Origin of the sequence: Nakamurella multipartita DSM 44233 (assembly GCF_000024365.1) — a bacterium.
In the GTDB taxonomy this organism is placed as follows: domain Bacteria; phylum Actinomycetota; class Actinomycetes; order Mycobacteriales; family Nakamurellaceae; genus Nakamurella; species Nakamurella multipartita.
The window spans coordinates 389,858-414,284 of the sequence record NC_013235.1; the positions used below are offsets into that span (position 1 = coordinate 389,858).

General features: G+C 69.2%; 20 protein-coding genes and 3 pseudogenes. 13 read left to right on the plus strand and 10 right to left on the minus strand.

The window, feature by feature from the left end:
• Positions 1 to 75 precede the first annotated feature (75 nt).
• Together NAMU_RS01780 and NAMU_RS01785 are read left to right on the plus strand one after the other, a co-directional pair.
• Positions 76 to 1,506, plus strand: a complete 1,431-nt coding sequence (locus tag NAMU_RS01780) for an MBL fold metallo-hydrolase (protein ID WP_015745707.1) — start codon at positions 76 to 78, stop codon at positions 1,504 to 1,506.
• Between the two features lie 13 nt (positions 1,507 to 1,519).
• On the plus strand, positions 1,520 to 2,347 hold the full coding sequence (locus tag NAMU_RS01785) for a sulfite exporter TauE/SafE family protein (protein ID WP_015745708.1): 828 nt from the start codon (positions 1,520 to 1,522) through the stop codon (positions 2,345 to 2,347).
• A gap of 40 nt (positions 2,348 to 2,387) precedes the next feature.
• On the opposite strand, the gene NAMU_RS01790 is transcribed toward NAMU_RS01785, so the two are convergent.
• Positions 2,388 to 2,810, minus strand: coding sequence for an OsmC family protein (locus NAMU_RS01790; RefSeq protein WP_015745709.1), 423 nt, complete (start codon positions 2,808 to 2,810; stop codon positions 2,388 to 2,390).
• Positions 2,811 to 3,163: 353 nt separating this feature from the next.
• Here NAMU_RS01790 and NAMU_RS31635 point away from each other — a divergent pair.
• From NAMU_RS31635 to NAMU_RS01800, 3 genes and pseudogenes are all read left to right on the plus strand, one after another.
• A pseudogene (locus NAMU_RS31635) lies at positions 3,164 to 3,328 on the plus strand (N-acyl homoserine lactonase family protein); the annotation flags it as partial.
• Positions 3,329 to 3,396: 68 nt separating this feature from the next.
• On the plus strand, positions 3,397 to 3,807 hold the full coding sequence (locus tag NAMU_RS31310; protein WP_281023793.1) for an MBL fold metallo-hydrolase: 411 nt from the start codon (positions 3,397 to 3,399) through the stop codon (positions 3,805 to 3,807).
• 183 nt (positions 3,808 to 3,990) lie between these two features.
• The gene (locus NAMU_RS01800) at positions 3,991 to 5,400 is read left to right on the plus strand and encodes a serine/threonine-protein kinase (RefSeq protein WP_052307741.1); all 1,410 of its coding nucleotides are present in this window, start codon (positions 3,991 to 3,993) and stop codon (positions 5,398 to 5,400) included.
• 31 nt (positions 5,401 to 5,431) lie between these two features.
• Here the strand turns inward: NAMU_RS01800 and NAMU_RS01805 are convergent, their stop codons facing one another.
• The 3 genes and pseudogenes from NAMU_RS01805 to NAMU_RS31640 form a co-directional block, all read right to left on the minus strand.
• Complete coding sequence (locus tag NAMU_RS01805) at positions 5,432 to 7,729, minus strand: Nal1-like putative serine protease (RefSeq protein WP_015745711.1); 2,298 nt, start codon at positions 7,727 to 7,729, stop codon at positions 5,432 to 5,434.
• Positions 7,730 to 7,827: 98 nt separating this feature from the next.
• Entirely contained in the window at positions 7,828 to 8,703 is an 876-nt protein-coding gene (locus NAMU_RS01810) for a hypothetical protein (protein WP_015745712.1), read from the minus strand.
• Positions 8,704 to 8,854: 151 nt separating this feature from the next.
• Positions 8,855 to 9,995 (minus strand): annotated as a pseudogene (locus tag NAMU_RS31640) (epoxide hydrolase family protein).
• 76 nt (positions 9,996 to 10,071) lie between these two features.
• Here NAMU_RS31640 and NAMU_RS01820 point away from each other — a divergent pair.
• A complete protein-coding gene (locus NAMU_RS01820) occupies positions 10,072 to 11,079 on the plus strand; it encodes a helix-turn-helix transcriptional regulator (RefSeq protein ID WP_015745713.1) in 1,008 nt (335 codons plus the stop codon).
• A gap of 164 nt (positions 11,080 to 11,243) precedes the next feature.
• A complete protein-coding gene (locus NAMU_RS01825; protein WP_217180712.1) occupies positions 11,244 to 11,927 on the plus strand; it encodes a phosphatase PAP2 family protein in 684 nt (227 codons plus the stop codon).
• Positions 11,928 to 11,993: 66 nt separating this feature from the next.
• On the opposite strand, the gene NAMU_RS01830 is transcribed toward NAMU_RS01825, so the two are convergent.
• Both NAMU_RS01830 and NAMU_RS01835 read right to left on the minus strand, forming a co-directional pair.
• Positions 11,994 to 12,683 carry a hypothetical protein gene (locus tag NAMU_RS01830; RefSeq protein ID WP_015745715.1) on the minus strand — a complete coding sequence of 230 codons (690 nt, stop codon included), beginning with the start codon at positions 12,681 to 12,683 and terminating at the stop codon, positions 11,994 to 11,996.
• A gap of 278 nt (positions 12,684 to 12,961) precedes the next feature.
• Entirely contained in the window at positions 12,962 to 13,876 is a 915-nt protein-coding gene (locus tag NAMU_RS01835) for a MerR family transcriptional regulator (RefSeq protein ID WP_015745716.1), read from the minus strand.
• A gap of 185 nt (positions 13,877 to 14,061) precedes the next feature.
• On the opposite strand from NAMU_RS01835, the gene NAMU_RS01840 reads away from it, so the two are divergent.
• Positions 14,062 to 14,889, plus strand: a complete 828-nt coding sequence (locus NAMU_RS01840) for an LLM class flavin-dependent oxidoreductase (RefSeq protein WP_015745717.1) — start codon at positions 14,062 to 14,064, stop codon at positions 14,887 to 14,889.
• A 43-nt stretch (positions 14,890 to 14,932) separates the two neighbouring features.
• Here the strand turns inward: NAMU_RS01840 and NAMU_RS01845 are convergent, their stop codons facing one another.
• Both NAMU_RS01845 and NAMU_RS01850 read right to left on the minus strand, forming a co-directional pair.
• Positions 14,933 to 15,433 (minus strand): nitroreductase/quinone reductase family protein, encoded by a 501-nt coding sequence (locus tag NAMU_RS01845; RefSeq protein WP_138179890.1) that lies wholly within the window; start codon positions 15,431 to 15,433, stop codon positions 14,933 to 14,935.
• Between the two features lie 156 nt (positions 15,434 to 15,589).
• Entirely contained in the window at positions 15,590 to 16,669 is a 1,080-nt protein-coding gene (locus NAMU_RS01850; RefSeq protein WP_015745719.1) for an alpha/beta fold hydrolase, read from the minus strand.
• A gap of 684 nt (positions 16,670 to 17,353) precedes the next feature.
• Here NAMU_RS01850 and NAMU_RS01855 point away from each other — a divergent pair.
• The 5 genes and pseudogenes from NAMU_RS01855 to NAMU_RS01870 all read left to right on the plus strand — a co-directional run bounded on the left by NAMU_RS01855 (position 17,354) and on the right by NAMU_RS01870 (position 22,262).
• Positions 17,354 to 17,923, plus strand: coding sequence for a VOC family protein (locus NAMU_RS01855; RefSeq protein ID WP_015745720.1), 570 nt, complete (start codon positions 17,354 to 17,356; stop codon positions 17,921 to 17,923).
• Positions 17,920 to 19,365, plus strand: coding sequence for a serine hydrolase domain-containing protein (locus tag NAMU_RS01860; protein WP_083785617.1), 1,446 nt, complete (start codon positions 17,920 to 17,922; stop codon positions 19,363 to 19,365). The genes NAMU_RS01855 and NAMU_RS01860 overlap by 4 nt, the downstream gene beginning before the upstream one ends.
• A gap of 49 nt (positions 19,366 to 19,414) precedes the next feature.
• Positions 19,415 to 20,191, plus strand: a complete 777-nt coding sequence (locus NAMU_RS29710) for a hypothetical protein (protein WP_169312459.1) — start codon at positions 19,415 to 19,417, stop codon at positions 20,189 to 20,191.
• Positions 20,074 to 21,036: pseudogene (locus NAMU_RS01865) on the plus strand (alpha/beta fold hydrolase). The gene NAMU_RS29710 and the pseudogene NAMU_RS01865 overlap by 118 nt, the downstream one beginning before the upstream one ends.
• Complete coding sequence (locus tag NAMU_RS01870) at positions 21,033 to 22,262, plus strand: M23 family metallopeptidase (RefSeq protein WP_015745722.1); 1,230 nt, start codon at positions 21,033 to 21,035, stop codon at positions 22,260 to 22,262. Before NAMU_RS01865 ends, NAMU_RS01870 begins: the two are co-directional and overlap by 4 nt.
• Positions 22,263 to 22,391: 129 nt before the next feature.
• Here the strand turns inward: NAMU_RS01870 and NAMU_RS01875 are convergent, their stop codons facing one another.
• Together NAMU_RS01875 and NAMU_RS01880 are read right to left on the minus strand one after the other, a co-directional pair.
• Positions 22,392 to 22,820, minus strand: a complete 429-nt coding sequence (locus NAMU_RS01875) for a VOC family protein (RefSeq protein ID WP_015745723.1) — start codon at positions 22,818 to 22,820, stop codon at positions 22,392 to 22,394.
• Between the two features lie 425 nt (positions 22,821 to 23,245).
• Positions 23,246 to 24,394, minus strand: coding sequence for a permease (locus NAMU_RS01880; protein ID WP_015745724.1), 1,149 nt, complete (start codon positions 24,392 to 24,394; stop codon positions 23,246 to 23,248).
• Positions 24,395 to 24,427 lie beyond the last annotated feature (33 nt).

Sequence of the window (24,427 nt, forward strand, 5' to 3'; positions counted from 1 at the left end):
CGGGCGGGGGTACAGTCGGTCGTGGACAGATACCCCCTGGGGTATTGCTCGAGAGAGAGGCAAGGGTGGAACGAGATGAGCAATGTGGTGATTACGGGGTCCGAACGGGCTCGCCCGAGTGGTGCGACGGTGACGGATCCCGGTGCCGGAACGACGATCGTGCCGATCGAGACGCCGACCTTGGGGGACCGCAGCTACCTGATCCATGACGGTCGGGTGGCGGTGGTGATCGATCCCCAACGCGACATCGACCGGGTGCTGCGGCTGGCCGGCGCCGCCGGCGTCCGGATCTCTCACATCTTCGAAACTCACATTCACAACGACTATGTCACCGGTGGGTTGGCCCTGGCCGGGGTCACCGGAGCGGCCTATCACGTGAACGCCGCCGACCCCGTGGCCTACGAGCGGGTGGGGGTTGGCGACGGCGACGTCGTCGAGATCGGCCCGGGTTGGCGGCTGCGGGTCCTGGCCACCCCGGGGCACACCTACACCCACCTGTCCTACGTGCTCGAGGAGCACGGCACCGCCACCGCCGTGTTCTCCGGCGGATCGCTGCTGTTCGGCTCGACGGGCCGGCCCGACCTGCTCGGCCCGGATCACACCCACGAGTTGGTCCATCACCAGTACGCCTCGGCCCGGCGGCTGGCCGCGGAACTGCCCGAGCAGACCCAGGTGATGCCGACCCACGGCTTCGGCAGTTTCTGCTCAGCCACCCAGACCGAGGCCGTCGCCTCCACGATCGGGGCCGAGAAATCGACCAACCCGGTCCTCACTCAGGATGAGACCCATTACGTCAGTGATCTTCTCGCGGGTCTGGACGCGTTCCCGGCCTACTACGCGAAGATGGGTCCGGCGAACACCGCCGGTCCGGGCGCGCCGGACCTGTCCCCGCCGGAGCCCGCCGACGCCCGCCAGTTGCGTCAGCGGTTGGAACGTGGCGAGTGGCTGGTCGATCTGCGAACCCGCACCGCATTTGCCGCCGGACACGCTCCCGGAACGCTCAATTTCGGACTCGACGGGTCATTCGCGACCTACCTGGGTTGGCTGATCCCGTGGGGGACGCCGGTGACCCTGCTCGGCGAGAACGCCGCCCAGGTCGCGCAGGCGCAGCGGGAGATGGTCCGGATCGGCATCGACCGGCCGGCCGCCGCGGCCACCGGTGGGCCGCGACAGTGGACCGACGGCCCGCTCGACACCGTCGAGCGGGCGACCTTCGCCGACCTGGCCCAGGTCCGGCACCACCGCCGCGTCACCGTCCTGGACGTGCGGCGCAATCTGGAGCGGTCCGCGTCGCGCATCGACGGTGCGTGGCACATCCCGCTGCACGAGCTGCTGGTTCGGGCCGACGAGATTCCCGCCGGGGAGCTGTGGGTGCATTGCGCGGCCGGCTACCGGGCCTCGATCGCCGCGTCGATCCTGCTGGCCCGGGGGCACCGGGTGGTCGCCGTCGACGACGACTACAGCAACGCGGCGGCCACCGGCCTGCCCGTCACCGTCGGTGCGTGAGCGGGTTCTGATCATGGTGCTGATCGTCGCGATCCTGGCCGGGGCGCTGATCGGCCTGAGCCTGGGTGCGCTCGGCGGCGGCGGATCGATCCTCACCGTGCCGGCCCTGGTGTACCTGGTCGGGATGGACCCACGCGCGGCGACGACGGGCTCACTGATCATCGTCGGCGTCACCGCCGTGGTCGGAATGCTGGCCCACCACCGGGACGGGCACGTCCGGATGTCGAAAGGCGTGGTGTTCGGACTGGTGGGCGCAGTGGGCGCGGTCGCCGGGAGCCGGCTCTCGCTCGCGGTCCCCCCGGATGTGCTGCTGGCCGGATTCTCCGTGCTGATGCTGGCCGTGGCGGCCATCATGCTCGCCCGCCGCCGGGTGCCGGCCGGCCGCGGCGGCCCGGGCATGGCCGAGGCCGTCCCGTTCGATGTCCCGATCGTCTCGTTCACACCCCGGTTCGTCTGCGCCTGCCCCCGGGCGGCCAAGGTGGTCGTGGCCGCGCTGGCCCTCGGGCTGATGACCGGGTTCTTCGGGGTGGGGGGCGGGTTCCTGGTGGTGCCGGCGCTGGTGCTGGCCCTGGACTTTCCGATGCCGGTCGCCGTGGGCACGTCGTTGCTGGTCATCGCGCTCAACAGCGCCACGTCCCTGGTGGCCCGCGCCGGTTCCGGCCTCGAGATCGACTGGTCCGTCATCGCCGTGTTCACCGGGGCCGCCGTCATCGGCAGCCTGCTGGGGGCTCGGATCGCGCGCCGGGTTCGACCGCAGAGCCTGCAGATCGCTTTCGCCGGGCTCATTGTCGCCGTCGGCCTGTACACCGCTGCCCGCAGCCTTCCCGTGCTGCTGAGCTGATGCCGCTGGCCCTTGCGGCGATGGGGGTTGGTCGGGTTGCTCAGTCCCCGACGACCGCGACGGGGTCCGGGGCCAGCGTGATGTCGATCGTCGGCGGTTGGACGAGCGTGTTGTGCACGGTGCAGTGCGAGGCGACCGCCAGGAACGCGTCTCGGCGGTCGGGGGGCAGCGCCGCCGGCGGCGTCACGACGATGGCGATCCGGCTGACGCGGGCGGGTCGGCCGCCGAGCTCGTAGCCCACCGCGACCTGCAGGCCGTCGGTCGAGAACTGATGCCGGGCGGCGTACCGGCGCGCGTAGAACGCGACGCAACTGGCCAGGCCGGCGACGAACAGCTCGGTCGGCGTCGGCGCGCTGTCGGTCCCACCCGCCCCGACCGGCTGGTCCACCAGCACGGTGTGCTCCCGGATGTCGACGGCGAACCGGTCACCACCCAGATGGCGGACCCTGACCTCGTCAGTCATCACTGTGCTCCTTGACGGCTCGGCGTCGATCGCGTGCGGCCCTCGGTCGGCGAGAGGGGGATACCCGGCACGGTAGGGCGGGCGGGGCGCGCGCACCACGGGCGAAGGTCCCGAGCCGGTCCGACCTGACCGGAAGGAGGCCGTCGACGGCGTCGCCGGGCTGGCACAATCCATCCGCCGGTGTCGGTCGCCGATCTCGACCGGCGCCGGGCCTTGCCGCCCACGCCCTGCCCAGGAGCATCCCGATGAGCTTGTCGATCCGCGCGTGGTCAGTGGGCCGGGTGCTGGGTTTGCCCAAGCCGGCGATCACGTACCAGCGCGGCCAGGGTCAGACCATCGATCTGCCGTTGATCATGTTCGTGATCGAGGGCGGTGCGGCGCCGATCGTGGTGGACACCGGTGGCGACGTCGGTCGGGCGTGGGACCTGCACCGGATCCGGATGGAGCAGGCGGAAGCGGAACGACCCGAGGTGGTGCTGCGCTCGGCCGGCATTGATCCGAACGACGTGCGCATCGTGGTCAACACCCACCTGCACTGGGACCACAGTTCGAACAACCACCTTTTTCCGCGGGCCGCCCCGTCGTCGTGCAGCGCCGCGAACTGGACTACGCCCGACGTCCGGTGCCGTGGCACCGGGCCCAGTTCGAGGCGGCCGCCGACCGGCCGGCGGCCTGGCGCGCGGCCGAGGCGAACCTGCAGCCGATCGAGGGCGAGACGGAACTGGCCCCGGGCGTCACCGCCGTCACCCTGCCCGGACACACTCCGGGCTCGCAGGGCGTGCTGGTGCAGACCGACAGCGGCCGCTACTTGATTGCCGGCGACTGCGTCTACCTGTACGAGAACTGGGCCGGCGACGATCAGGTCGAGCACATCGCGATCGGCCTCTACACCGACCTGGTCGCCTACGACGAAAGCCTGCGCAAGATCGAGACCATGGATTGCGAGGTCATCCCCAGCCACGACTTCGCCGTCGTGCGGCGTCACCGGTTCGGGTGATCGACACTCGTCGGTGGCCTCGGCGACGGGTTCCGACGCGCCGAAAGGGGGTTTGGCCGGCCCGGGTTCCGGACACTGGGGCACGGTGAGGCTGGGACGATGGGATTGACGCGGCCGTCCGGGCCCGCGGCGACGCCCGGGTCTGCGAGCGCCGGGAGAACCAGGCCGACCGGCCGGCCGTCGGTGACGGCTGACATCGGCCCCGGCGTGCTGCTCGATGAGCGCTACCGGCTGGACGAACGCGTCGGCGCGGGCGGCACCGCCACCGTCTACCGCGGCACGGACACCGTGCTGCACCGGCAAGTGGCCGTGAAACTGTTCCGTCCGGACGGCGCGGACGCCACGGTCGCCCGGCGCCGCGCCCGGGAGATGCGGCTGGCCGCGGCGGTAAGCGATCCGCACCTGGTGACGGTTTACGACGCGCACCCCGCGGATCCGGTGCCCACCACCCCGGAGGCCGCGCTGTGGTACCTGGTCACCGAGTACGTCGACGGTCCCACCCTGGCCGACAATGTCGCCGGCGGGCCGGTGGCGCCCGAGCAGCTGCGCAGCGTCGGCGCCGGCCTCGCGCGGGCGTTGGCGGCGCTGCACGACCATGGACTGGTGCACCGGGACGTCAAGCCCGGGAACATTCTGATCACCTCGTCCGGGCAGCCCAAGCTCACCGACCTGGGCATCGCGGTCGAGGTGGGTGGCCTGCCGGTGACCCAGGACGGGATGGTGGTGGGCACGGTCCCGTACCTGAGCCCGGAGCAGGCTCAAGGCGACGACGTCGGCCCGGCGTCGGACGTGTACTCGCTCGGCCTAGTGCTGCTCGAATGCCTGAACGGCCACCGGGAGTTCCCCGGTGCCCCGCTGGAGTCCGCGGTGGCCAGGTTGCTCCGCGATCCCGCTGTTCCGCCCGATCTGCCGCCGCCGTGGCCCGACCTGCTTGCCGCGATGACCGATCGCGATCCGACCCGCCGACCTTCGGCGGCCCAGGTCGCCGCGACCCTGGCCGCAGACCCGACCGACGTCACGCCAATTGCTCAGGCGGAGCGGCCGCCGACCACGGTCGTGCTGACCCGGCCGGCCGTCCGGGCCGAGCCGGCGAAGCCACGCCGCCGCCGGTGGGCCGTCCTGGCCACCGCCGTGGTCGCGGCGGCCATCCTCGGTGGCTGGTGGGTCGTCGGTGCCGACGATCCGGCCGTCGCTCCGCCGACGACCGAGGCCCCGACCAGCGCGTCGCCGCCCGCCGCGCCGCCGACGCCCACCGCCACGGCCCCGCAGCCGGCCGCCGATCCGGCCACGTCGGCCGAATCGACGACCACAGCGGCGCCACCTACTAGCGCGGCGGCGAGTTCGTCGAGCGAGCCGATCGTTGACGATGCGCGCACGGTGGCGCCCCCGGAACCGGATCCGATCGATGCCCCCGAACAGGTGACGACCGCAGCCACCGCCGGCAACGGAAATGGCGGGAACAACGGCAATGGCAATGGCAATGGCAATGGCAACGGCAATGGCAACAACGGCAATGGCAACGGCGGCGGGAACAACGGCAACGGCAACGGCAATGGAGGTGGCAACAGCGGAAATGGCAACGGGCGCGGGTAGTCCCGTCGCTGGATCCTGCCCGACGCCGGGCTCAGTGCAGGTTGGGTCCGATGGTGTCCAGGTCGAGGGAGGGCACGAAGCCCGGGCTCTCGTAGAGGTGTTGCAGCGCTGACCGGTCGACCGCGGTGAGTTGGGCTGCGGTGAAACGGGTGTCGCCCTGGCCCTGGGTCCAGGCGCTGTCCCAGAGCATCGCCAGGGTGCGCGCGCCGTCGGCCAGCACGCTGACGGTGGCCGGTCCGAATCGATCCCAGAGCTTGCCGGTGACGGCCTTGGACTGGCCGCCCGGGGTGGCGGCGTAGGCGTTGACCAGGTCCACGGGTGGGATGGCGGTCGCGGTGCGGTCCATCAGCGCGACGGTGGCCACCGCGGCCTGCTGCCCACTGGCGACCGGCGGCAAGGGATGGGCGGCCAGGTCCTGGAGCCGGCCGAGGAGCGCGGCCAGGATGTCGGCGGCGTGGTGGTCGATCATGGCGCTCTCGTACGCCGAGTGCACGCCCTTGCCGGTGCCATCGGGCAGGCCGTCGGCCAGCGTCGAGCCGTGCAGCGGCTGGCAGGCGTCACCGACGTAGTGGGCCATCAGCCCGGCCGCCGCCAGGTACCGGACCAGGTCGTCCTGGGCGAGCGCATCGAGCATCGCGTCGTAGAACTGCCAGACCCGGAACGGCAGCAGGCCCCGGTCACGCGACGCCTGCTCGCCCAGGGCGTCGTAGAACGCCTGCCAGACGCCGACGGCGACGTTGGCCGGGTCCTGCATGCACAGCGCTCGCAGGGTGAGGTGGTCGGCCGGACGCGGCTCGTCGATGTCGGCGTAGTGGGTCGGGTGTTCGGGACCGGTCCGCGGCGAGGTGTCCCGGCCGCCGCGGACCTGACCCGCTAGGTTCTTCCAGATGACGTCGGCGACGTCGGCCAGCGGCACGAAACCGCCGTGCTGCTTGGCGTCCTTGGTGGCCTGGTCGATGTCACCGGGCGACAACCCGGCGGCCGGGAAACTGATCCGATCCTGGTTGGCGGCCATCAGGGTGCGCAGGGTCGGCGTGACCACCTGAGCGCAGGCCACGGTAGCCAGGGTGTAGTGACCGGTCTTGCCCCAGAACGGTTGTGGGCCGGTGTTGTAGTCGACGACCAGCTCCACGTCCAGTAACCGCAGGATGGCGGTCAGACCGGCGGCGAGGGCGAAGTTGTAGCCGGGACCCGGGTCGGCCGGTCGCACTCCCTGCCCACCCCACTGCAGCGCGATCGGTCGCAGCCGCCGGGCCGGGTCGTCCGGCTGCTCGGACGGTTCGATCAGGTGCCACACGGTGCCGGAGTCTCCGGGCTGCGAGCTGGGTTGCCCGGGGTCGGGGGCGATCAGGAAGTCGGTGATCTCGTCGTAGCCGCCCATGCTGCGATGCCGGTAGAACAGGGCGGCGATCCGGCCGGTCAACCGACCGGACGCGGCGCCGTACGCGGTGACCTGGGCGTTGATCAACTGCATGCCGATGTTGCGTTCACTGAGGTCGGCCAACGCGCCGACCGGGGGCAGCCCGTACGTCTGCGAGGTCCAGTCGGCCAGGTCGTTCACCTCGACCAGCGCGGCATCCAGGGTCAGATAGGTGCGATGGGCCGGGAAGTCGGGGTAGACCTGGGTGAACGGCAGCCGGGTCAGCTGCCGCTCGCTCGATCGGCCGACGTCCACGGCCTGGCCGCGCAGGATGGTGCCGATCGGCTGGCCGGCGGGCCCGGCGACATGCCGGCTGGTCAGCGCGTACACCGTGTGCCCATCGGTGACCAGGGCGCCGACGCTGGCCACGTTGGTCGTTCCCTGGGTGTGGCTGATCAGCGGAAACCCGCCGCCGATCACCGATTTCGGCCAGGTCCAGGCCGGCAGCAGGTCGCGGTCGGGGACGGTGGGCTCGACCTGGATGACGCAGACCGGCACCGTGCGCCCGTCGGGCAGGTACAGCGTCGTGGGAATCATGTCCTCCGGCGGCAGCTGCCCGTCGTCAGTGCCGAACTGGTCGGCGTCGATCCACGTGTGCACCAGCACGAGCACGCACGGCCAGGAGTAGTCGCGGACCTCGGAGTTCTCGAAAGTACGTGGCTCGGGACCGATCCCGCCGGACGTCCGTCGCATCCGGGTGCTGGCCGCGCGGGCCGCGGCCGCCACCGCCCGCGCCGACCGCTCCCGCGACGGCCAGTCCTCGTCCTTGCGAATGTGGTACAGCCCGACCGCGGTGCCGATCACATTGCGGCGGTGGACCAGATGCCAGTGGTACTGATCCCGCGCGTCCAGCAGATCCTTGGTGGACAGGCTCGCGTAATTCCGGTCGACTCCCAGGATGTCGCGCATGGACCCGCCCCCGACCATGTCTGTCGCCGGCCCCGGATGCGGGGCCGGCGATCGAGTCGGGCTAATTCTACCAAATCCGGCAAATAGGGACTATCGGACTAATCGACGGGACGGGCGTCAGGACCCCTGCGCTCGACCGGGCCCGGGCCGGCACGACGTTCGTGGACGACGTACAGCCCGACCAGCGCGACCGTCGTGGCCGGCATCCCGATCCCCATCAGCCAGGAAAGCGGTCGCTGCGGATCGAAGTCACTCAGCGACCGCAACGCCGCCACGCCCATCAGTCCCAGCATGATCAGGGCGACCTGCACGAGCAGACGGGCGCTGTCCCAGCGACGGTCGGCCAGGACTTCGATGCCGGCGAACCCCAGCGCGAAGATGGCGCCCACCACGCGCGCCGTGAGCGGGGTCAACGACCACGGCCACACGGTGGCCGCCCAGCCCGGGGCCACGAACAGGACCAGAGCGACCAGGCACGCCAAGATTCCCACCGCGGCGATCGTCCCGGCTTCGGCGCCGGACAGCAGGAGCTCGTCGGGTGCGACGGGCACCGACTCCGCCCGGTTGAACCACCACGCCAGCAGCACCAGGATCGGGGCGCTGACATACAGGCCCGTCCAGATCCAGAAGGCCACGTTGCCGTGGACGAACCGGTCCCAATGGACGATCGTGGCGACCCCCAGCAGGGACGCGAACAGCGTGACGGGCAGGAATCCGCCGGCGATCCGGTGCCACCGATCGGCGTACAGGGCGCGGGCGAAGTAGTAGGCGCCGCCGAGGTAGGCCGACGCGAGCATCATCGCGGTGAAATCCGGCGAGATCCGCCACGCGAACAGGCGTCCCGTGTCCTCGGCCGACGACCAGAAGTACAGCAGCACGAATCCGACCAGCAGGAACGGGGTGACGAAGGCGCACAGTGCGCGCGTGGCCGGCCGGACCCGGTCCCGCGGCGCCGGCGCGACGGGCAGTTCCATCCCACCATGCTCGCACCGATTCGCGTGATTTGTCCCAATTGGATACACCCCTCTCCCAGTTGATCATGGCGTTCTCTGCGCCGTAGTCGGCGTGTCGTCGGCGTGTCGAGCAGAGAACGCCATGATCAATTCGTGGGGCGGGCGTTGCCGGTCAGGCGAAGAACGCGCGCAGATCGCCGACGACCATCTCCGGGACCTCCAGCGCGGCGTAGTGCCCGCCCCGGTCGAACTCGGACCAGTGCACGATCGCGGTGTTGTCCCGCTCGGCCAGCGGACGGATGGTCTGGAAGTCGTCCTTGAACACCGCGACCCCGGTCCGGCCGTGGCTGACCTGTGGTTCGGCTCCGGAGTGGGCCTCGGCGAAGTGGTAGCGGACCGCGGTCGCCGAGGTGTTGGTAAGCCAGTAGAGCGAGACCTGGGTGAGCACCTGCTCGGCGGTGACCAGGCTGGTGCCGTTGCCGAAGTTCTCGAACAGCTCGCTGTAGGCAAGCTGGCCGACCGGGGAGTCGGACAGGGCGGCGGCGATGGTCTGCGGCCGGGTGCTGTTCATCGAGTTGTAGCCGCCCACCGACTGGAACCAGCCGAGGAATTCCAGGGCCGCAAACTCCTTCGGCCCGAACCCATCCATCTCCCCGTCGGCGCCGGAGGGGAACGAGAAGAGCTGCAGGACATGCGCGCCCAGGAAGCCGGGCGGGTTGCGGACGGCCAGCTCGCGCGAGACCATCGCGCCGCCGTCGCTGCCATGGGTGCCGTAGGAGTCGTAGCCGAGCCGGCGCATCAGGGTGTCGTAGACGCCGGCGACTGCGGCCATCGTCCAGTCCCCGCCGCCCGGGGCCGGGCTCAGTGGAGTGCTGACGCCGACGCCGGGCATGGACGGCACGACGACGTGGAAGGCGTCCTCGGCCCGACCGCCGTGCGCGACGGGGATCGACCAGCGGGCCGATCAGGTCGAGGAACTCGACGAAGGAGCCCGGGTAGGTGTGCAGGAGCAACAGCGGCCGCGCCCCGGCCTCGCCCGACTCGACGTGGACGAAGTGGATGGTCTGGCCGTCGATCTCGGTCAGGAACTGCGGGACGGCATTCATTCGCGCTTCCTGGGCCCGCCAGTCGAAATCGAGCCAGCGAGTGACCATTTCCCGCAGGTAGGCCACCGGGGTGCCGTAGGACCAGGCATCGCCCGGGGCGGCGGCCGGGTAGCGGGTGTGTGCGAGTCGGGCGTGCAGGTCGTCCAGGGCCTCCTGCGGGATCTCGACGCGGAACGGGCGGATCGGGGCAGCGGTGGGGTTCGTCATGACCGCTACGCTAGGAAGGATTCAGGACCATTTCGTTCCTCAATGCCGGACAAGTTTGTGGGAACCGGAGGCGCGGATGTTGACCAGCTCGGCCCGGCTGCTGTCCCTGCTCGGCTTGATGCAGTCACGCCGCCGCTGGGCCGGGCCGGAACTGGCCGAGCGTCTCGGGGTCAGCGACCGGACCGTTCGCAAGGACATCGACCGGTTGCGCTCGCTGGGCTATCCCGTGGACGCGGTGCGGGGAGCGGGCGGGTACTACGAGCTCGGGGTCGGCGCCTCGATGCCGCCCCTGCTGCTGGACGAGGACGAGGCGGTCGCCGTGGCGGTCGGATTGCGGGCCGCGAGTGGGATCGCCGGGATCGAGGAAACCAGCGTGCGCGCCCTGGCCAAGCTCGATGCGGTGCTGCCGCACCACCTGCAACGTCAGGTCGCCGCGGTGCACGAGGCCGTGGTCCAAGGTCCGGAGAACACCGGGTCCAACGTCGCGGACCCGGTGGTCGACGCCGGCCTGCTCACCGAGCTCTCCGCCGCGATCCGGGACCGGGTGGAGGTGCGCTTCGACTACCGGGCCGACCCCGATTCGGCTTTGAGCGCGGCTTCGGGCGCGGCTTCGGTCGTGGATCGCCGGCAGGTCGAGCCGTACCGGCTGGTCTCGTGGCAACGCCGGTGGTACCTGGTGGCCCGCGATGCCCGCACGGGCTCCTGGGCGCCCTACCGAGTCGATTGGCTGACTCTGAAAACTCCTGGTGGAAGGCACTTTCGGCCGGTATCGCGGCCCGAGGGCGAGGACACCGCCTTCGTGCTGCGCGAGGTCGCCTTCGCCGGCTGGGCGGTGCACGCACGGGTGCTGGTGGACGCCGGCGCCGACGAGGTGCTGGCTCGGATCAATCCGACGGTCGGCGTCGTCGAGCCGGTCGACGGGCAGCACTGCGTGCTGGTCACCGGTGGCGACAGCGTCGAGGTCGTCGCGGTGTGGATCGGCATGCTGGGCTTGGACTTTCATGTCGAGGGCCCGCCGGCTCTGGTGCAGGCGCTCCGGGTGCAGGCCCGGCGCTACGCCGCCGCGGTCCCGCCGGGCGAGTGACGTCATGGGCGAGGCACCCGATGGTCCCGCGACGGTTCGGGCGGTGCTGTCCGGCTCGGACCTGCCGGTTGCCGGGCCGCGTGAACCCCGGGGGCGGCGGCCGAGCGGTCGGACGAGGCTGTCGCCGAGCCGCGCTCGCCGGTACAGTCCGATCGTCAACGACGATGCCGTCGCCGGTCGGGGTACGCAGAGGGGTCCAGATGTCGGAGCGTATTGACCGGCAATGGCAGCCACCCGAGGATGCTCTCGCGACGACCGTCGAGGCCCGGAAGGGCGCGGGTTCGCCATGGGCCAAGGCACTTCGTGAGATGGGAGCGGTCGACCGGGCGGTCTATCAAGCGGTCGCCGACACACCCACCCCGCACCTGGACGCCCACGTGCGCCGGCTCTCCAATGCCGCCAACTTTTCCCGGCTCTGGTTGGGTCTGGCCGCCGGGATCGCAGTGTTCGGCGGAAAGCGTGGTCACCGGGCGGCCCTGGAGGGGGTGGTCGCGATCGGCGCAACGTCGGCCGCGGTCAATCTCGGGATCAAGCCCATCGCCCGCCGGCGACGTCCGGAGCGCGCAGCGGACACGGGCCAGGCCCGGTTCGTGTCGATGCCCGGGTCCACCTCCTTTCCATCCGGCCATTCCGCGTCCGCGTTCGCATTCGCCTATGCCGTGGGCCGGCATCTGCCTGGTTTGGCGGTGCCCATCCGGCTGCTCGCCGGTGGGGTGGCGTACTCAAGAGTCCACACCGGTGTGCACTACCCCGGAGACGTCGCCATCGGTTCCATCGTCGGCGCGGGCACGGCGGCCATTGTGGCCGCGGCATCCGACGGACTGTCCCGATCACGGCGCCGGGACTGACCGAGCAGAAAGGGTCTCCTCGTTCGCCCGGTGGCGTCCCGGCCGGGTGGGTACGCCGCCGGCCGGTCAGCTCGAGCCGGCCCGGTTCGGTGGGGACGTCGCGGCCATGAGCATCTCGGCGGCCTGCTGCAGGCCGGTGCCAAGGTAGCGGCCGGGGCAGTCCGGCCGGCCGCGATCAGCATCGAACGCCTCTCCGGCGTAGTAGACCGGAATGGCCAGGGCGTCAACGGCTTCGAGCGAAGCGATCGCCTGGGGCCGGCCTCGACGGTGGTGCGCGAAGACCACCACTGCGCTGGTGTCGGCGGCCCGTGCCGCGGTGGCGAGCATGCGCGTCGGGATGCGGGCGCCGAGCACCCAGCAGGGTCGGCGATGGCCCCGCAGCAGCAGCGCCAGGGATTCCGGACCGACCATGTCGCAGTCGCGGGGCCCGCAGGCGAGCAGAACCGTCCCGATGGGGTGCGGCGCCGGAAGCGACCAGCCGCATCGGTCCAACCACGCTCGGATGGTCTCGGTGGCGATCAGTTCCTGGAGGTGATCGCGTTCTCCGGTCGCCACCATCATCCGTAGTTGCCGCCGGACCGGGATCACGATCTCGTCGATGCACCGGCCGAGTCCGAGAACCGTTGCCGCGAGGTCGAGTTGGGCTTGGACGCGGACGGGATCGAGGTTGTCGGACACGCTGATGAGCTGACGGGTCGACCGCGCGGTGGGGGACCGGACATCCGGGACCGCGTCGATCGACGTCTCGTGGACCACGCCCTGCTCCTTCCCGGGGAACGGGCACCGATCGCCGGGGTGGTGACCCGTGTCCGCGCGGCCGGGACCGGATGGCGCGGACACGGGTGGTTCGGCACTGGAAAGGCGAGCGGATTGTTCGATGCCCCCCGACCGGCATCGAGCGATCCGCTGCCCTACCGCTGTTCAGACTGCCTGGCGAAGGCGGGCCACGGACGGTTCCGGGCCGACTTGCATAGTTTTGGGCCTCGCTCGAGCACAGCCGAGCGAGCCCGCACCGTTTCCGGTTGGCGGCGCGATCAGCCGCCGAGTTCGGTGGGCTCCAGGGCTTGGGTGAGGTCGGCGCAGGCATCCTGGACGCGGACGCCGAGGTAGCGTCCCGGGACGCCCCGACGGCTGCGCGGGGTGGAGAACGCGTTCCCGGCGTAGAAGACGTCGATGCCCAGCTCGTGGACGGCCCGGATCGACTCCACGGCGCGCAGGCGCCCGCTGGCCAGATGGGACACCACGATCACCGCGGCGGCCGAGGAGGCCCGGGCCGCGGCGGCCACCGTCGCGGTCGGGGCGCGAGCACCGAGCAGCCGGCACGGCCACCCTTGAGAGCGCAGCAGCAGGGCCATGGATTCCAGTCCGATGGTGTGCAGATCGCTGGGTCCGCAGGCCAGCAGGATCGGGCGGGACCTGGTCGGGGCCGGCGCGAAGGCGCTTCGCCGGTCGAGCCAGGCTCGCACGGCCTCGGTGGCCATCCGCTCCTGGGCCACGTCGCAATGGCCGGCCGCCCACCAGACTCCAACCTGCCGCATGGCCGGCAGCAGCACGTCGTCGAGGCAGCCGGCCAGGCCCAGGGCGTCCGCGGCTAGGTCGAGTCGCGCCCGGATCCCGGCGGCGTCCATCCGTTCGGCGGCGTCCAGGACACGCAGGATCAGCTCTTGCGCCTGGCCCTGCCCACCCAGCATGCGGCGGACCGACTGCGCGGCCAGCGCGGCTTGCTCGCCCCGGGCGATCTCGTCGCGCATCAGCCGCAACGCATTGACCTCATCGGGCCGATACCGGCGGTGCTGCCCGGACGGCCGCCCGCTCAGCTCAGGAATGCCGTACCTGAGTTCCCAGGACCGAAGGGTCGGCATCGGCACGCCCAGCAACCGGGCGACATCGGTGATGGGAATGCCCCGGGAGTCCCCCTTCTCGCCGTTCGGGCGGGTCGAGACCACCATGCAGGACGCTCCTCGCTCCGGCTGCCGACCCCTTCACGCGGGAGTTCGCCGGGCTCCGATTCCGACAATAGCCCTAAAACGCCCAATCGGCGGCTGTCGAGCCCAGCGGTGGCCGGCTCCGGCCCCGGGGACCAGGCTGTGGGTGTGGGGCTCGGCGAGCCGGGCCTCGAGGGAGAGGAGAGTTGATGACCGACCCGAGTGCGTCTTCGTTCCGAGAGTTTCGCTTCGGCATCGTGGCCCCGTGCCTGGGCGGCCTGTCGACCTGGCGGGAACAGATCAGGCGCATTGCCGGCCATGGTTATTCGACGGTGCTGATGCCCGACTTCCCGCGCTTGCAGCCGGCTCCGGCTCCCGCCCTCGCCGTCGCGGCGTCGGTGGCCGACGTGCGGGTCGGGACCTGGGTCTACGCGGCCCCCTTCCGCGCACCCTGGCTCACCGCCTGGGAGGCGCACTCGCTGACGGTGCTCACGGACGGTCGTTTCGAGATGGGCATCGGCGTGGGTCGGCCGGGGATCGAGGATGAGCTGCGGGAGCGGGGACTGCCCGTGCCAGGACCGGGTGAGCGGCTGGACCAGGTGCGCCAGACCGTCGCCGCACTGCGCGAGCTCGACGGCGGGTCGAGGCACACGCCGGTGGCGCTGGCGGTCAGTGGCCCCAAGGCCCGGGCCCTGGCGGCCGAGATCGCGGATACGGTCACCTTCGCGATGGCACCGAGCGAGCCCCGGGCCGCCGTGGAGCAGCGGATCCGCGACTTTCACAGCACCCGCGCCGTCGAGCTCTCGATGCACGTCCCGGTGGTCGGGGATGCCGTCTCCCCGTTCATGGCGCCCCCGACCACCGACACCACCGCATTGCGGGCGGCCGATTCCCTGGCCTACCTGCCGGCCGACCCGGCGGCGGCCGCCGATGAATTGCGTCGGCGACGGGAGGAGACCGGTGTCTCCTACATCGCCTTCGAGGCGAACGTGGCGGACCTGTTCGCTCCGCTCGTGGCCGAGCTGTCCGGATGCTGACCCGCCGGCCTCGTCCCGCCGGCCGTCGCGCAGCCAGGGTCGGCTAGCCCGCGGGGGATGTCGTGGCCCGCGGTTCGAGAACGACCACCGCCGTTCCGGCGGGCCGCCGCGCCGCATACGCGTCCAGGTCGTGGTCGATCTCGGCCCACCGGGACCACAACCGCGCCCGCTCGTCTCCCTGCGCACGCCGGGCCACGACCGGACGGACCCCGTCGCGGGTCTGCACCGTGGCCTCGGGTCGGGCCTGCAGATTCAGCCACCACGCCGGCTCGCCGGGACTCCAGCCGTTCATCGCCATCGTGACCAGGTTGTCGCCGTCCTGGACGTAGCCGATGAGGACGTGCCGCGGTTGGCCGGTGCGCCGGCCCCTCGTGGTCAGCCGGAGCGCGCCCCAGCGGTTCGGCTTCGGGCGCCACAATCCCAACCGGCCACGCGTCGTCCGCACGAGCAGACGATGGCCGTACCAGAACAGCACGACGAACCAGCGCGGCGGCATCCGGTCGCGACGCCGCGGACCGGAATGTCTCGTCGACGGTGTGGCCATCGTTCGAGCATGGGGGCCTCGCTGCGGTCGAACCAGGGTCCAAGGTCATCGACCGCGGAGCCCGGGGTCAGGGCGCAGACACGCGGCTTGATCACCATGTGTGTCGGCGGCGGTCAGGGCATGGCGTTGATCCTGGAGAGGACGTGAGCGGAGTGCTCAGACCGGGCTGGCGAGCAGCTCCTTGAGGGCGGAGTCGACCTCGTCCAGGTAGGACTGCTCGAAGCCGAACAGCCCGAAGTGCCCGGCGATGCTGTGCAGCATGCGGACCTCGGCGCCCGGCGTCAGCGCGGCCTCGGGCTCGCAGTCCTGGGGCGGGAAGAACATGTCCTGCTCGATGGGCATGACGAAAACCTTGGCCGTGACGCGACTCAGGGCTGCTTTCAAGTCGCCGTCGGCGAGTCGGGCGACGTCGCCGCGCTGCCACTTCCAGGCCATGGTCAGCAAGGCGTTCGGGTCCATCAGACCAAAGAGCAGCCGGGTGAAGTTTTGCTGGAACTCCTCGTACGTCTCCCAGCCCAGACCCTCGACGACCGGTGGGATGGTCTTCCAGAAGCCCGACTTCCAGAACTCGGTGGTCAGGCCCATGATGGCCCAGATGTCGGCGTGCCGCCGCAAGCCATCGGCGACGTCGGTGTGGGCGGCGTAGTTGCCACCCGCCCAACCGGGGTCGCTGGTCAGCGCATCCATCAGCGTGCGGACGAACAGGAAGTCGTGTGGGGTGGCCTGTGCCGTCCCGGCGATCGGCGCCGCCCGCAGCACCTTCTCGGGGAAGCGCACCGCCCACTCCCAGGTCTGCTGGGCCCCCATCGATCCGCCGACGACCAGGGCCAGGTGCTCGATGCCCCACTCTTGACGGAGCAGGGCCTCCTGCGCCCGGACGTCGTCGCCGATCCGGACGTGCGGGAAGTTGGCCATCGCGATCTCGGGGTCGTTGGTGGTGTGCGGTGAGGTCGATAGACCGTTGCCGATCTGGTTGATGACGACGATGAAGTACTTGGTCGGATCCAGGGCGCGACCCTCACCGAGGTAGACCTGCCACCAGGTGGCGTGCGTGCCCGAGAACCAGGTCGGGATGAGAATGACGTTGTCCTTGGCTTCGTTGAGCTCCCCGTAGGTCGCCACCGCCAGTTCCAGGTCGGGGATGACCCCGCCCTCCTCCAGCTCGAAGCGACCGATCGAGATCAACTCGTACGGTCCCTGCTGCTCGGCCGAGTAGAACGGGTTGTCCAGCGGCATGCCCAGCTCCTTGATCGCGAACCTCACGGGGACCTGCACCTTAGGGTTCCGGCGCCGTCACCGGAACCGGTGTTCTCACGGACTGAGGTGGTTCGCGGTCCGCTGGCAGGCGTACGGGATCCACCCTCCAGCGCCGTCCGGTCCGCCAGGTGATCCCATCGGGTGCTCTCCGCTCACACCGAGTTGATGACCTGCCTCCCCGGTGGATCGGTGCGGTCGAGCCGGCGGTGATGTCCGGGATGGTGCCGCCTCGAACCACGTCGTGTCCGACGGTGGCGAGGGTCCGCCGCTGTTGCAGTAGGTGGTGAGTTCTCCTTGGGACATCAGCCCGGGCCGCGGAACATACTGGCAGTTGCGCGCGGGGTCGTTGTACTGGTTCACCCCCGGCTCGGAGTAGCTCACGTTGCTGAAAGCTTGATCAACGATGACGGCGAGCCTGAGCGTGGGCGGCTCAACTGCATTCCAGCACCGAGAAGGTGACCGGCCGGTGGAGCGGCCCCCGACGGCGCCACATGGTCCGACCAACGCGACCGGGGACGCGCTCGACTGGGCGGACCGAGCGCTGAGCCCGACGCGTGGAACAAATTGTTCCATCACGATGAACGCCTCCCGGGTATGAGGAATTCGATCCAGGTGTCACCGATCCGCCCGCTGCTCGCACGTGTGTGCTGAGCGGCGCCGGCGATGAGCGCGCCCAGCGGAGTCAGTCACATCGCCATTGTGACCGGCGATCTCGATGGCTTTCGGGCCTTCTACGAGGACACCCTTGGTCTGCGGACCACCATTGTCTTCGGCGGCGGACCCGGTCATTCCCGGCAGGCGATCCTGATGGCCGGAGATGCCATGCTGCATGTCTTCGAGGTGGCCAATGACGCAGCGACCACCCAACGGGTGACTGCCGGGATGTTCGAACGGGGCCGGCTCGACCACCTGGGATTCACTGTGACCGACCTGGTTGCGCTGAGGGCGATTCGCGATCGGCTGCTGGCAGTGGATGCCTCCAGCGGCGACATCCGTTCCCTGGGGCCGATGCTCTCCTTGAGATTTGTCGATCCCGACGGCTCGGACGGCGAGCTCAATTGCTATAACACCAAATTCGACCCGTCAACGCTGCGTGACGAGGACGAGGTCATCGACCCGGACTGGCTCGTCCTGACCAAGCGAGCCCTGCAGCCCGGGGCTGGTACCGACCGCCGGCAACCCAGTGGTGCAGCCCGGCTTCACCCGCGAACCCATCGGAGGACAGGTAGATGATCACCACGCGGCTCGGTTCGACCGGCCGGACCATCAGCTCGCGACGTCGGCGAGCCATCGCCGGTGTCGGTGCCGCCGCCCTCCTGTTGGCAGTGGCGGCGTGCGGGAGCGGGAACCAAGCCGCCCCGATATCTGCCGATGCAACGACATCAGCGAACGCGGCACCGGTCAGTGGAACGACACCTGCTTCCACCGCACTGCGGTCGAGCACACCGCCGTCGAGCATACTGCCGTCGAGCACCGAGAGTTCACTGGCGGGAGCGACATCGGGACTCAAGCCCATCGACCAGGCCGCTTTGCAGCTTCTCGTGGACACCACCATCAAAGATCAATTGATCCCCGGAGCGGTCCTTGTGCTGAGCACACCGCAGGGCGACTTCACCGTCTCCTCCGGCACCACCGAAATCGGGGTGCAAAGCCCGCCGGACGCGAATACTCATTTCCGGATCGCCTCGAACACCAAGACGATGACGGCGGCAGTGGTCCTGCAACTGGCCCAGGAAGGCAAGCTCGAGCTGACCGACCCGGTGTCGAAGTACGTCTCGGGAGTGCCCGGCGGAGACAGCATCACCGTCGAGCAGCTGCTGAAGATGCGCACCGGGCTGTACAACTACACCAACGCCCAGCAGATGGCGACCAGTCTGGATGACGACCCCACCAGGGAGTGGACACCGCAGGAGCTGCTGGACATCGCCTTCGCCCAGCCCGCCAATTTCGCCCCCGACGCGGAATTCGAGTACAGCAACACCAACTACGTCCTGTTGGGCCTGATCATCGAGAAGGTCGACGGTAAACCACTTGCCACGTCATTCCAGGACCGGCTGTTCGGGCCGCTGGGTATGACGAACACCGAACTACCTGCCGGCGCGTCATTCACGATTCCGGACCCCTTTGCGCACGGGTACCTCTATGGCAGCTCGTCCATTGCCCTTTTCGGAGAGCCGGCCTACACGCCCGAACAGATCGCCGCGGCCAAAGATGGCACCCTGCAGCCCACCGACTACACCGACGTCAACCATTCCTTCGCCTTCGGGGCGGGCAACGTCATCTCCACCGCCCACGATCTCGTCACCTGGACGAAGGCGCTGGTGGGCGGCCAGGTCCTCGACGCCGAATACCAGAAGTTGTGGCTCGACAGCCCGCAGATGGAGGACCCCGACAAGCCCGGCGGCCTGTGGTACGGCTACGGCATCACCAGGCAGTCCTGGGGATCCAACAATTTGATCTATCACGGCGGTGAGACCGCCGGCTACAACTCGAAGATGGCTGTCGAAACCACCAACGACGTGACCCTGGTGCTGTGGACCACCCTGACCGTCGACGTGGACAAGGAGCAGCAGACCGCCAACACGCTGATGCTCAAAGTCCTGGACCAGATCATGGTGCAGTCTCCACTCGCAGTGACCGCAGCTGATCTCACCGCGCCGCCAACCACCGGATGACCACATCGCACGGACCCGCACTTCGCCGCTACTCCCGAGGAGAACCGCTGTGACCACCTCAGTGCAGAACCGGGGGCGGACGACCGCGGTCGCCGCAGCCACCGTGCTGGCCCTGTTCGCCGCGGGCTGCACCAGTGGCTCCGATCAGCCTTCGACCTCCGCCGGTACCGCAACATCCAGCGGCAATGCCGGTGGCGCAACGACATCCGGGAGTTCGGCGGTGTCCCCGAGCTCCGGGACCGCGACCACCGGTATCGATTGGACCTCCTGCGGTGAACGGCTGGAATGCGCCACTGTGCCGGTGCCGTTGGATTGGGCGGACCCGGGCGGCGAGCAGATCAACCTGGCCGTGATCAAGCAACTGGCCAGCAAACCCGATCAGCGGATCGGCACGATGTTCCTGGACCCGGGAGGCCCTGGCGATACCGGAATCGGCCTGATCCGCGGCGGCGGCGACGACATCGACAAATGGGGTGACGGCCGGTTCGACCTGATCGCCTGGGATCCACGCGGTACCCATGCCAGCTCACCGGTCAAATGTTTTGCCACCGACGCCGACGCTGCGACCTTCTGGGACGGCGTGGCGCTTCCGTCCACACCGGATGAATCCACGGTCTATGCCGCGAGGATGAAGACCTCGCGCAGCGGTGCGGCGAGGCGATGGGCCCGCTGCTGTCACACATCTCGACCGCAGACATGGTGCGGGACATGGATCGGCTCCGGGAGCTCAACGGCGACGAGACCATCACCTACGCGGGTCTGTCCTACGGAACGTTCATTGGGCAGATGTACGCCAACATGTACCCCGATCGGGTGCGGGCGATGATGCTCGAAGGCGTCGTCTACCCACTCGACTACCTGACCAGCGCCGAAACCAGGTCCTCCAACGACGCCGCCGGCACCGACCAGGTCTTCAACCAGTTCCTGACCCTGTGCGATCAGGCGGGTCCGGACAAGTGTGCGCTGGCGGGCCACGGTGAGCCCGCCGCCGCGCGGGTCGCCCGGCTCTTCGCCCAGGTGAAGGCGGCGCCGATCCCCGCTCCCAACGCGAGCCCGCCCGATGAACTGCACTACAGCGATCTCAAGATCTCCTCTTTTCCGGCCATGCGGGATCCGCAGACCTGGCCTCAGTACGCAGCCGATCTCAACGCCGCGGTCGACGGCGACGTCACGGCGCTGGTGACGGCGGCCCAGGAGTCCCGCTCACCGGCAGCGTATGACGAGGCAACGAAGTCCGCGGCGATCTCCTGCCTGGACGGCCCGGCGAGCAAGACCGTGGATGACTGGCCGACGGTGGTCGGCAACCTCGACGCCAGCAGCGTGATGTCCGGATCCGTCCAGGGCTGGTGGCTGTGGGCGCCCTGTGCGGCGAACTGGCCGGCCAGCAGCGACGACCGGTACACCGGACCCTGGGACACCCAGACGAAGGAACCGATCCTGCTGATCAACAACCGGTACGACCCGAACACCGCGTACCGCAACGCTGTTCGCTCCTAGCTGTTGCTCGGCAATGCCGTCCTGCTCACCAGTGAGGGCTACGGCCATCTCAGCTTCAACAACCCCAGTGCGTGCATCGAGGCGGCACCGACGGCCTATCTGGTCGACCTCGAAACGCCCGCTCCCGGCACCGTGTGCCAGGCCGACCAACAGCCGTTCAACTTCACGTCATGAACAGGGGCAACAGCTTTCGAGTCGCCCTGATCACCGCGGTGTTCGCGCTGGCTCTCGGCGCCGCTTCCTGCACGAGCTCCAGCACGACCGACACCGCGGCGACCGGAGGAACGCCGACGGACACGGTCCTGACCACGACCGCCGCCGAGCATCCGAGCGCGATCCTGGTCCAGCCGATCCACGACGCCCAGATCGTCCCCGGAGACGACGGGAAGGACCACGTCGAGTACGAACTCCTGGTCGTCAACGTGTATTTCGACCCGGTCACCTTGACGAGCCTGACGGTTCTCGACCCGGCAGGTAAGGAGATCGGACGGATCACCGGCGCCACCCTTGCCGCTGCGACCCAGGCGCTCCTGACGAGGACACTAACGCCCGCGATCGATCCGTCGGCAGCCGTCGCCGTTGATGTCGACCTCGCGGTGGAGCCGGGCACCGCGCCGGAAAGGGTGACGCATCGGATCGACTACACGGTCACGGACCCCAAGCGCGCAGTGATCATCGACATCGGCGATACCGTCGTCAACGGCCCTGAGGTCGCAATCGATCGCCGGGCGCCTGTCGTGATCGCGCCCCCGCTGGCGGGAGACGGTTGGGTCGTCTCGAGCGGGTGCTGCAGCCCGAATGTCCACCGGGATACCCGACTGGCGATCAACGGCGACCACATCGGGACCCCCGAAACGTTCGCGATCGACTGGGTACGGGTCAGGAACGACCGGATCTACGACGGAGATGGGTCGCAGAACGAACAGCACTACGCCTTCGGCGCTGACATCCTCGCCGTGGCTGATGCCACCGTGGTCATCGTCCAGGATGGTGAGCCGGAGCAGTTGCCTGACGTCAGGCTGGTCCCGGAGAAGAGCACCGAGTTGGCCGGCAACCTGGTGATTCTCGAGTTGGAGCCCGGTGTCTTCGCCGCCTACGCCCACCTCCAGCCGGGCAGCATCACGGTGAAGGTCGGCGACAAGGTCAAGGTGGGTCAGCACCTCGCCAACCTCGGGAACTCTGGCAACTCGAGCGGCCCGCACCTGCACTTCGGCCTGCTCGACCAGGCCAATATGTTCACCGGGCGGAGCCTGCCGTACGTCCTGCAACAGTTCACGCTGGTGGGCGCCGTGAACTTAGAGACATCGACGGGCGACCACCTGGTGATCGCGCCTGAGTCGAGGGATGTCACCCGCGCCTATCCGTTGCACGGCGGCATCCTGGACATCCCCGAAAGCTGACCGATCCCGACGTGGACCGAGGAGTTGGCAGCGCTGGCCGGTCGCCGGCTGGGCCGGGTCTGGTGGGTCGACGAAGGCGCGGCCGGCGGTGTCCTGTTGGCAGCCGTAGGTGCATCCTGGTTTGCGGTGTCACCCGCCCGTGACGGTGGTGCCGTCAGACAGGACGGGCGAGATGAGCCCGAAGATGTTCCCGTCGGGATCGTGCAGGTAGCCAACCCGACCGATGCCTTGCATGTCCGACAATGGCAGTGCTTCGGTGCCGCCGAGGTCGAGCCCCTTCTGGAACAGGTCGTCAACGTTTCCCTCGACCCCGACGACGAAGTTGCAGCCGTTCACGGCTGCTCCCCGGCCCGGCGCCGGACCTTGCCGCTGCGTGAGTCCGCCGTTGATGCCCGTTCCGGGCGTGTTGAGCCCGATCGCACCTTCGCCGGTGTCGATGGCCCAGTACGGCATGTCCCCGAATTGGGTGAACTTCCAGCCGAGCAGCCCACCGTAGTACTTGATGAGCAACGGCGGTTCGGACGCATGGATCTCGAAGTGCACGACCAGGTTCGCCACGAAACCCTCCCTCACACTCTGGGTGCTTCGAAACTACGCCAAGCTCCGTCGGGGCACCCCTCGGCCGGTCGGGGTCACTGAGTGAAGCGTCGCCGCAGCACTGGCGTGGACAGTCGGTCGAACTCCCCGATGACCATGAGTGGTCCCTGATGGTCGATGGTCGGTCCCCGGGATGGCGATCGAGCACTGATCGCGCCGCTTGCGTGTACGACCGGTATTCAACGGGTGGGACATCGCGCGTCAGCCGACCGCCAAGAATACTGGCCGCCGAATACCGTATCTCTCGGAAGAGGCTACCTGGCCCAACTAGTGGGAGGTACCACGTCTGACGCTTCCGGTTCGCTCAATGACATGGGCTGCTTCGCCACTGGTCGGGCCGGGTGGTGACACCGATCCGGCCTCAGTGCAATCGACCGACAAGCGGGTCAAGATCGGGCCGAGGAGCGTCCGCTGCTCTGCATCCGGGTGAGCATGTGCGGTCCGCCGGTGCGCAGGAACCGCAGGACGAGAGCGCCGGCGAGGACAAGCGCGGCGATGTTGAGCCAGGTGGTGTAGTTCCAGCTGACGCCGGTGTGCAGGACCGTTGCATCCCGCGAGTCGGGAATCAAGTTGGCCACTCCGAAGATCAGTTCGACACAATAGCCGGCCGCGACCATGGACGCATAGAAGACTGCGGTCACCACCAGCATCATCCGCAGGCCGTAATAGCGGCGGTAGATGTTCAGAATCGGCAGGATGAGCAGATCTGCGAGAAGGAACGCCACGACGCCGCCAAAACTGATGCCGCCGTTCCACAGCACCGCGGCGAGCGGGACGTTGCCGACGGAGCAGACGAACGAGGCCACCGCCACGATGGGTCCGATCAGGGGTCCCCACAGCGCCGACCAGACCGGCTCGTCGGCCAGGAACAGCCTGTTCCAGAAGTCGGTGGGCACCCATGCAGCCATCGCGCCGGCGATCAGCAGACCGATGATCAGATCCCGGAGGATGGCCGCCCACTCCATCACAAACACATGGGCGACAGCGGTGTATCCGGGACCGGAGAAAAGCCGTTCGGTGAAGGATCCCTTCTGTTGAATGGACATGTCCATCGCGGCATGACCTTCCATCGCACCGGCCACCCCCCGATCGGCCTGACCCCGGGCCGACCGGACGAGCCGCTCACGCAGGATCAGGCGGAAGAGCACTGCGACGAAGACGATCATCAGTGGCCCGCCGACGAACTCGGCGAGGGTGAACTGCCAGCCCAGCAGCAGGGCCAGGATCACCCCGAGTTCGATGACCAGGTTGGTGGAGGCGATCTCGAACGCCATCGCGGCGGTGAAGTCCGCGCCTTTGCGGAACAGTGACCGGGCTAGCGCAACCGCCGCGTAGGAGCAGGACGACGAGCAGGCGCCTAGGCCGGCCGCAGTGGCCAGCGTGCGCGGCCGAGCGTCACCCAGGAGGCGGACGATGGCGGACTTTCGCACCACGGCCTGGATCACCGCGGACAACGTGAACCCGAGAATCAACGCCCAGAGCATCTGCCAAGCCATTGATCCGGCGGCGGCCAGTGCGTCCAGGATGGCATCCACGACGTGCCCCCTCCCGGTGCGGGTCGTTCAGGT

Excerpts from the sequence above, each read along its gene's own strand:
- NAMU_RS01790 (WP_015745709.1), bottom strand. The coding sequence starts at position 2,810 with ATGACTGACGAGGTCAGGGTCCGCCATCTGGGTGGTGACCGGTTCGCC.
- NAMU_RS01860 (WP_083785617.1), top strand. The coding sequence starts at position 17,920 with ATGATCACCACGCGGCTCGGTTCGACCGGCCGGACCATCAGCTCGCGA.
- NAMU_RS01855 (WP_015745720.1), top strand. The coding sequence starts at position 17,354 with ATGAGCGCGCCCAGCGGAGTCAGTCACATCGCCATTGTGACCGGCGAT.
- NAMU_RS01870 (WP_015745722.1), top strand. The coding sequence starts at position 21,033 with ATGAACAGGGGCAACAGCTTTCGAGTCGCCCTGATCACCGCGGTGTTC.
- NAMU_RS01850 (WP_015745719.1), bottom strand. The coding sequence starts at position 16,669 with ATGCCGCTGGACAACCCGTTCTACTCGGCCGAGCAGCAGGGACCGTAC.
- NAMU_RS01825 (WP_217180712.1), top strand. The coding sequence starts at position 11,244 with ATGCCGTCGCCGGTCGGGGTACGCAGAGGGGTCCAGATGTCGGAGCGT.
- NAMU_RS01780 (WP_015745707.1), top strand. The coding sequence starts at position 76 with ATGAGCAATGTGGTGATTACGGGGTCCGAACGGGCTCGCCCGAGTGGT.
- NAMU_RS01805 (WP_015745711.1), bottom strand. The coding sequence starts at position 7,729 with ATGCGCGACATCCTGGGAGTCGACCGGAATTACGCGAGCCTGTCCACC.
- NAMU_RS01785 (WP_015745708.1), top strand. The coding sequence starts at position 1,520 with ATGGTGCTGATCGTCGCGATCCTGGCCGGGGCGCTGATCGGCCTGAGC.
- NAMU_RS01845 (WP_138179890.1), bottom strand. The coding sequence starts at position 15,433 with ATGGCCACACCGTCGACGAGACATTCCGGTCCGCGGCGTCGCGACCGG.
- NAMU_RS01820 (WP_015745713.1), top strand. The coding sequence starts at position 10,072 with ATGTTGACCAGCTCGGCCCGGCTGCTGTCCCTGCTCGGCTTGATGCAG.
- NAMU_RS01840 (WP_015745717.1), top strand. The coding sequence starts at position 14,062 with ATGACCGACCCGAGTGCGTCTTCGTTCCGAGAGTTTCGCTTCGGCATC.
- NAMU_RS01810 (WP_015745712.1), bottom strand. The coding sequence starts at position 8,703 with ATGGAACTGCCCGTCGCGCCGGCGCCGCGGGACCGGGTCCGGCCGGCC.
- NAMU_RS01835 (WP_015745716.1), bottom strand. The coding sequence starts at position 13,876 with ATGGTGGTCTCGACCCGCCCGAACGGCGAGAAGGGGGACTCCCGGGGC.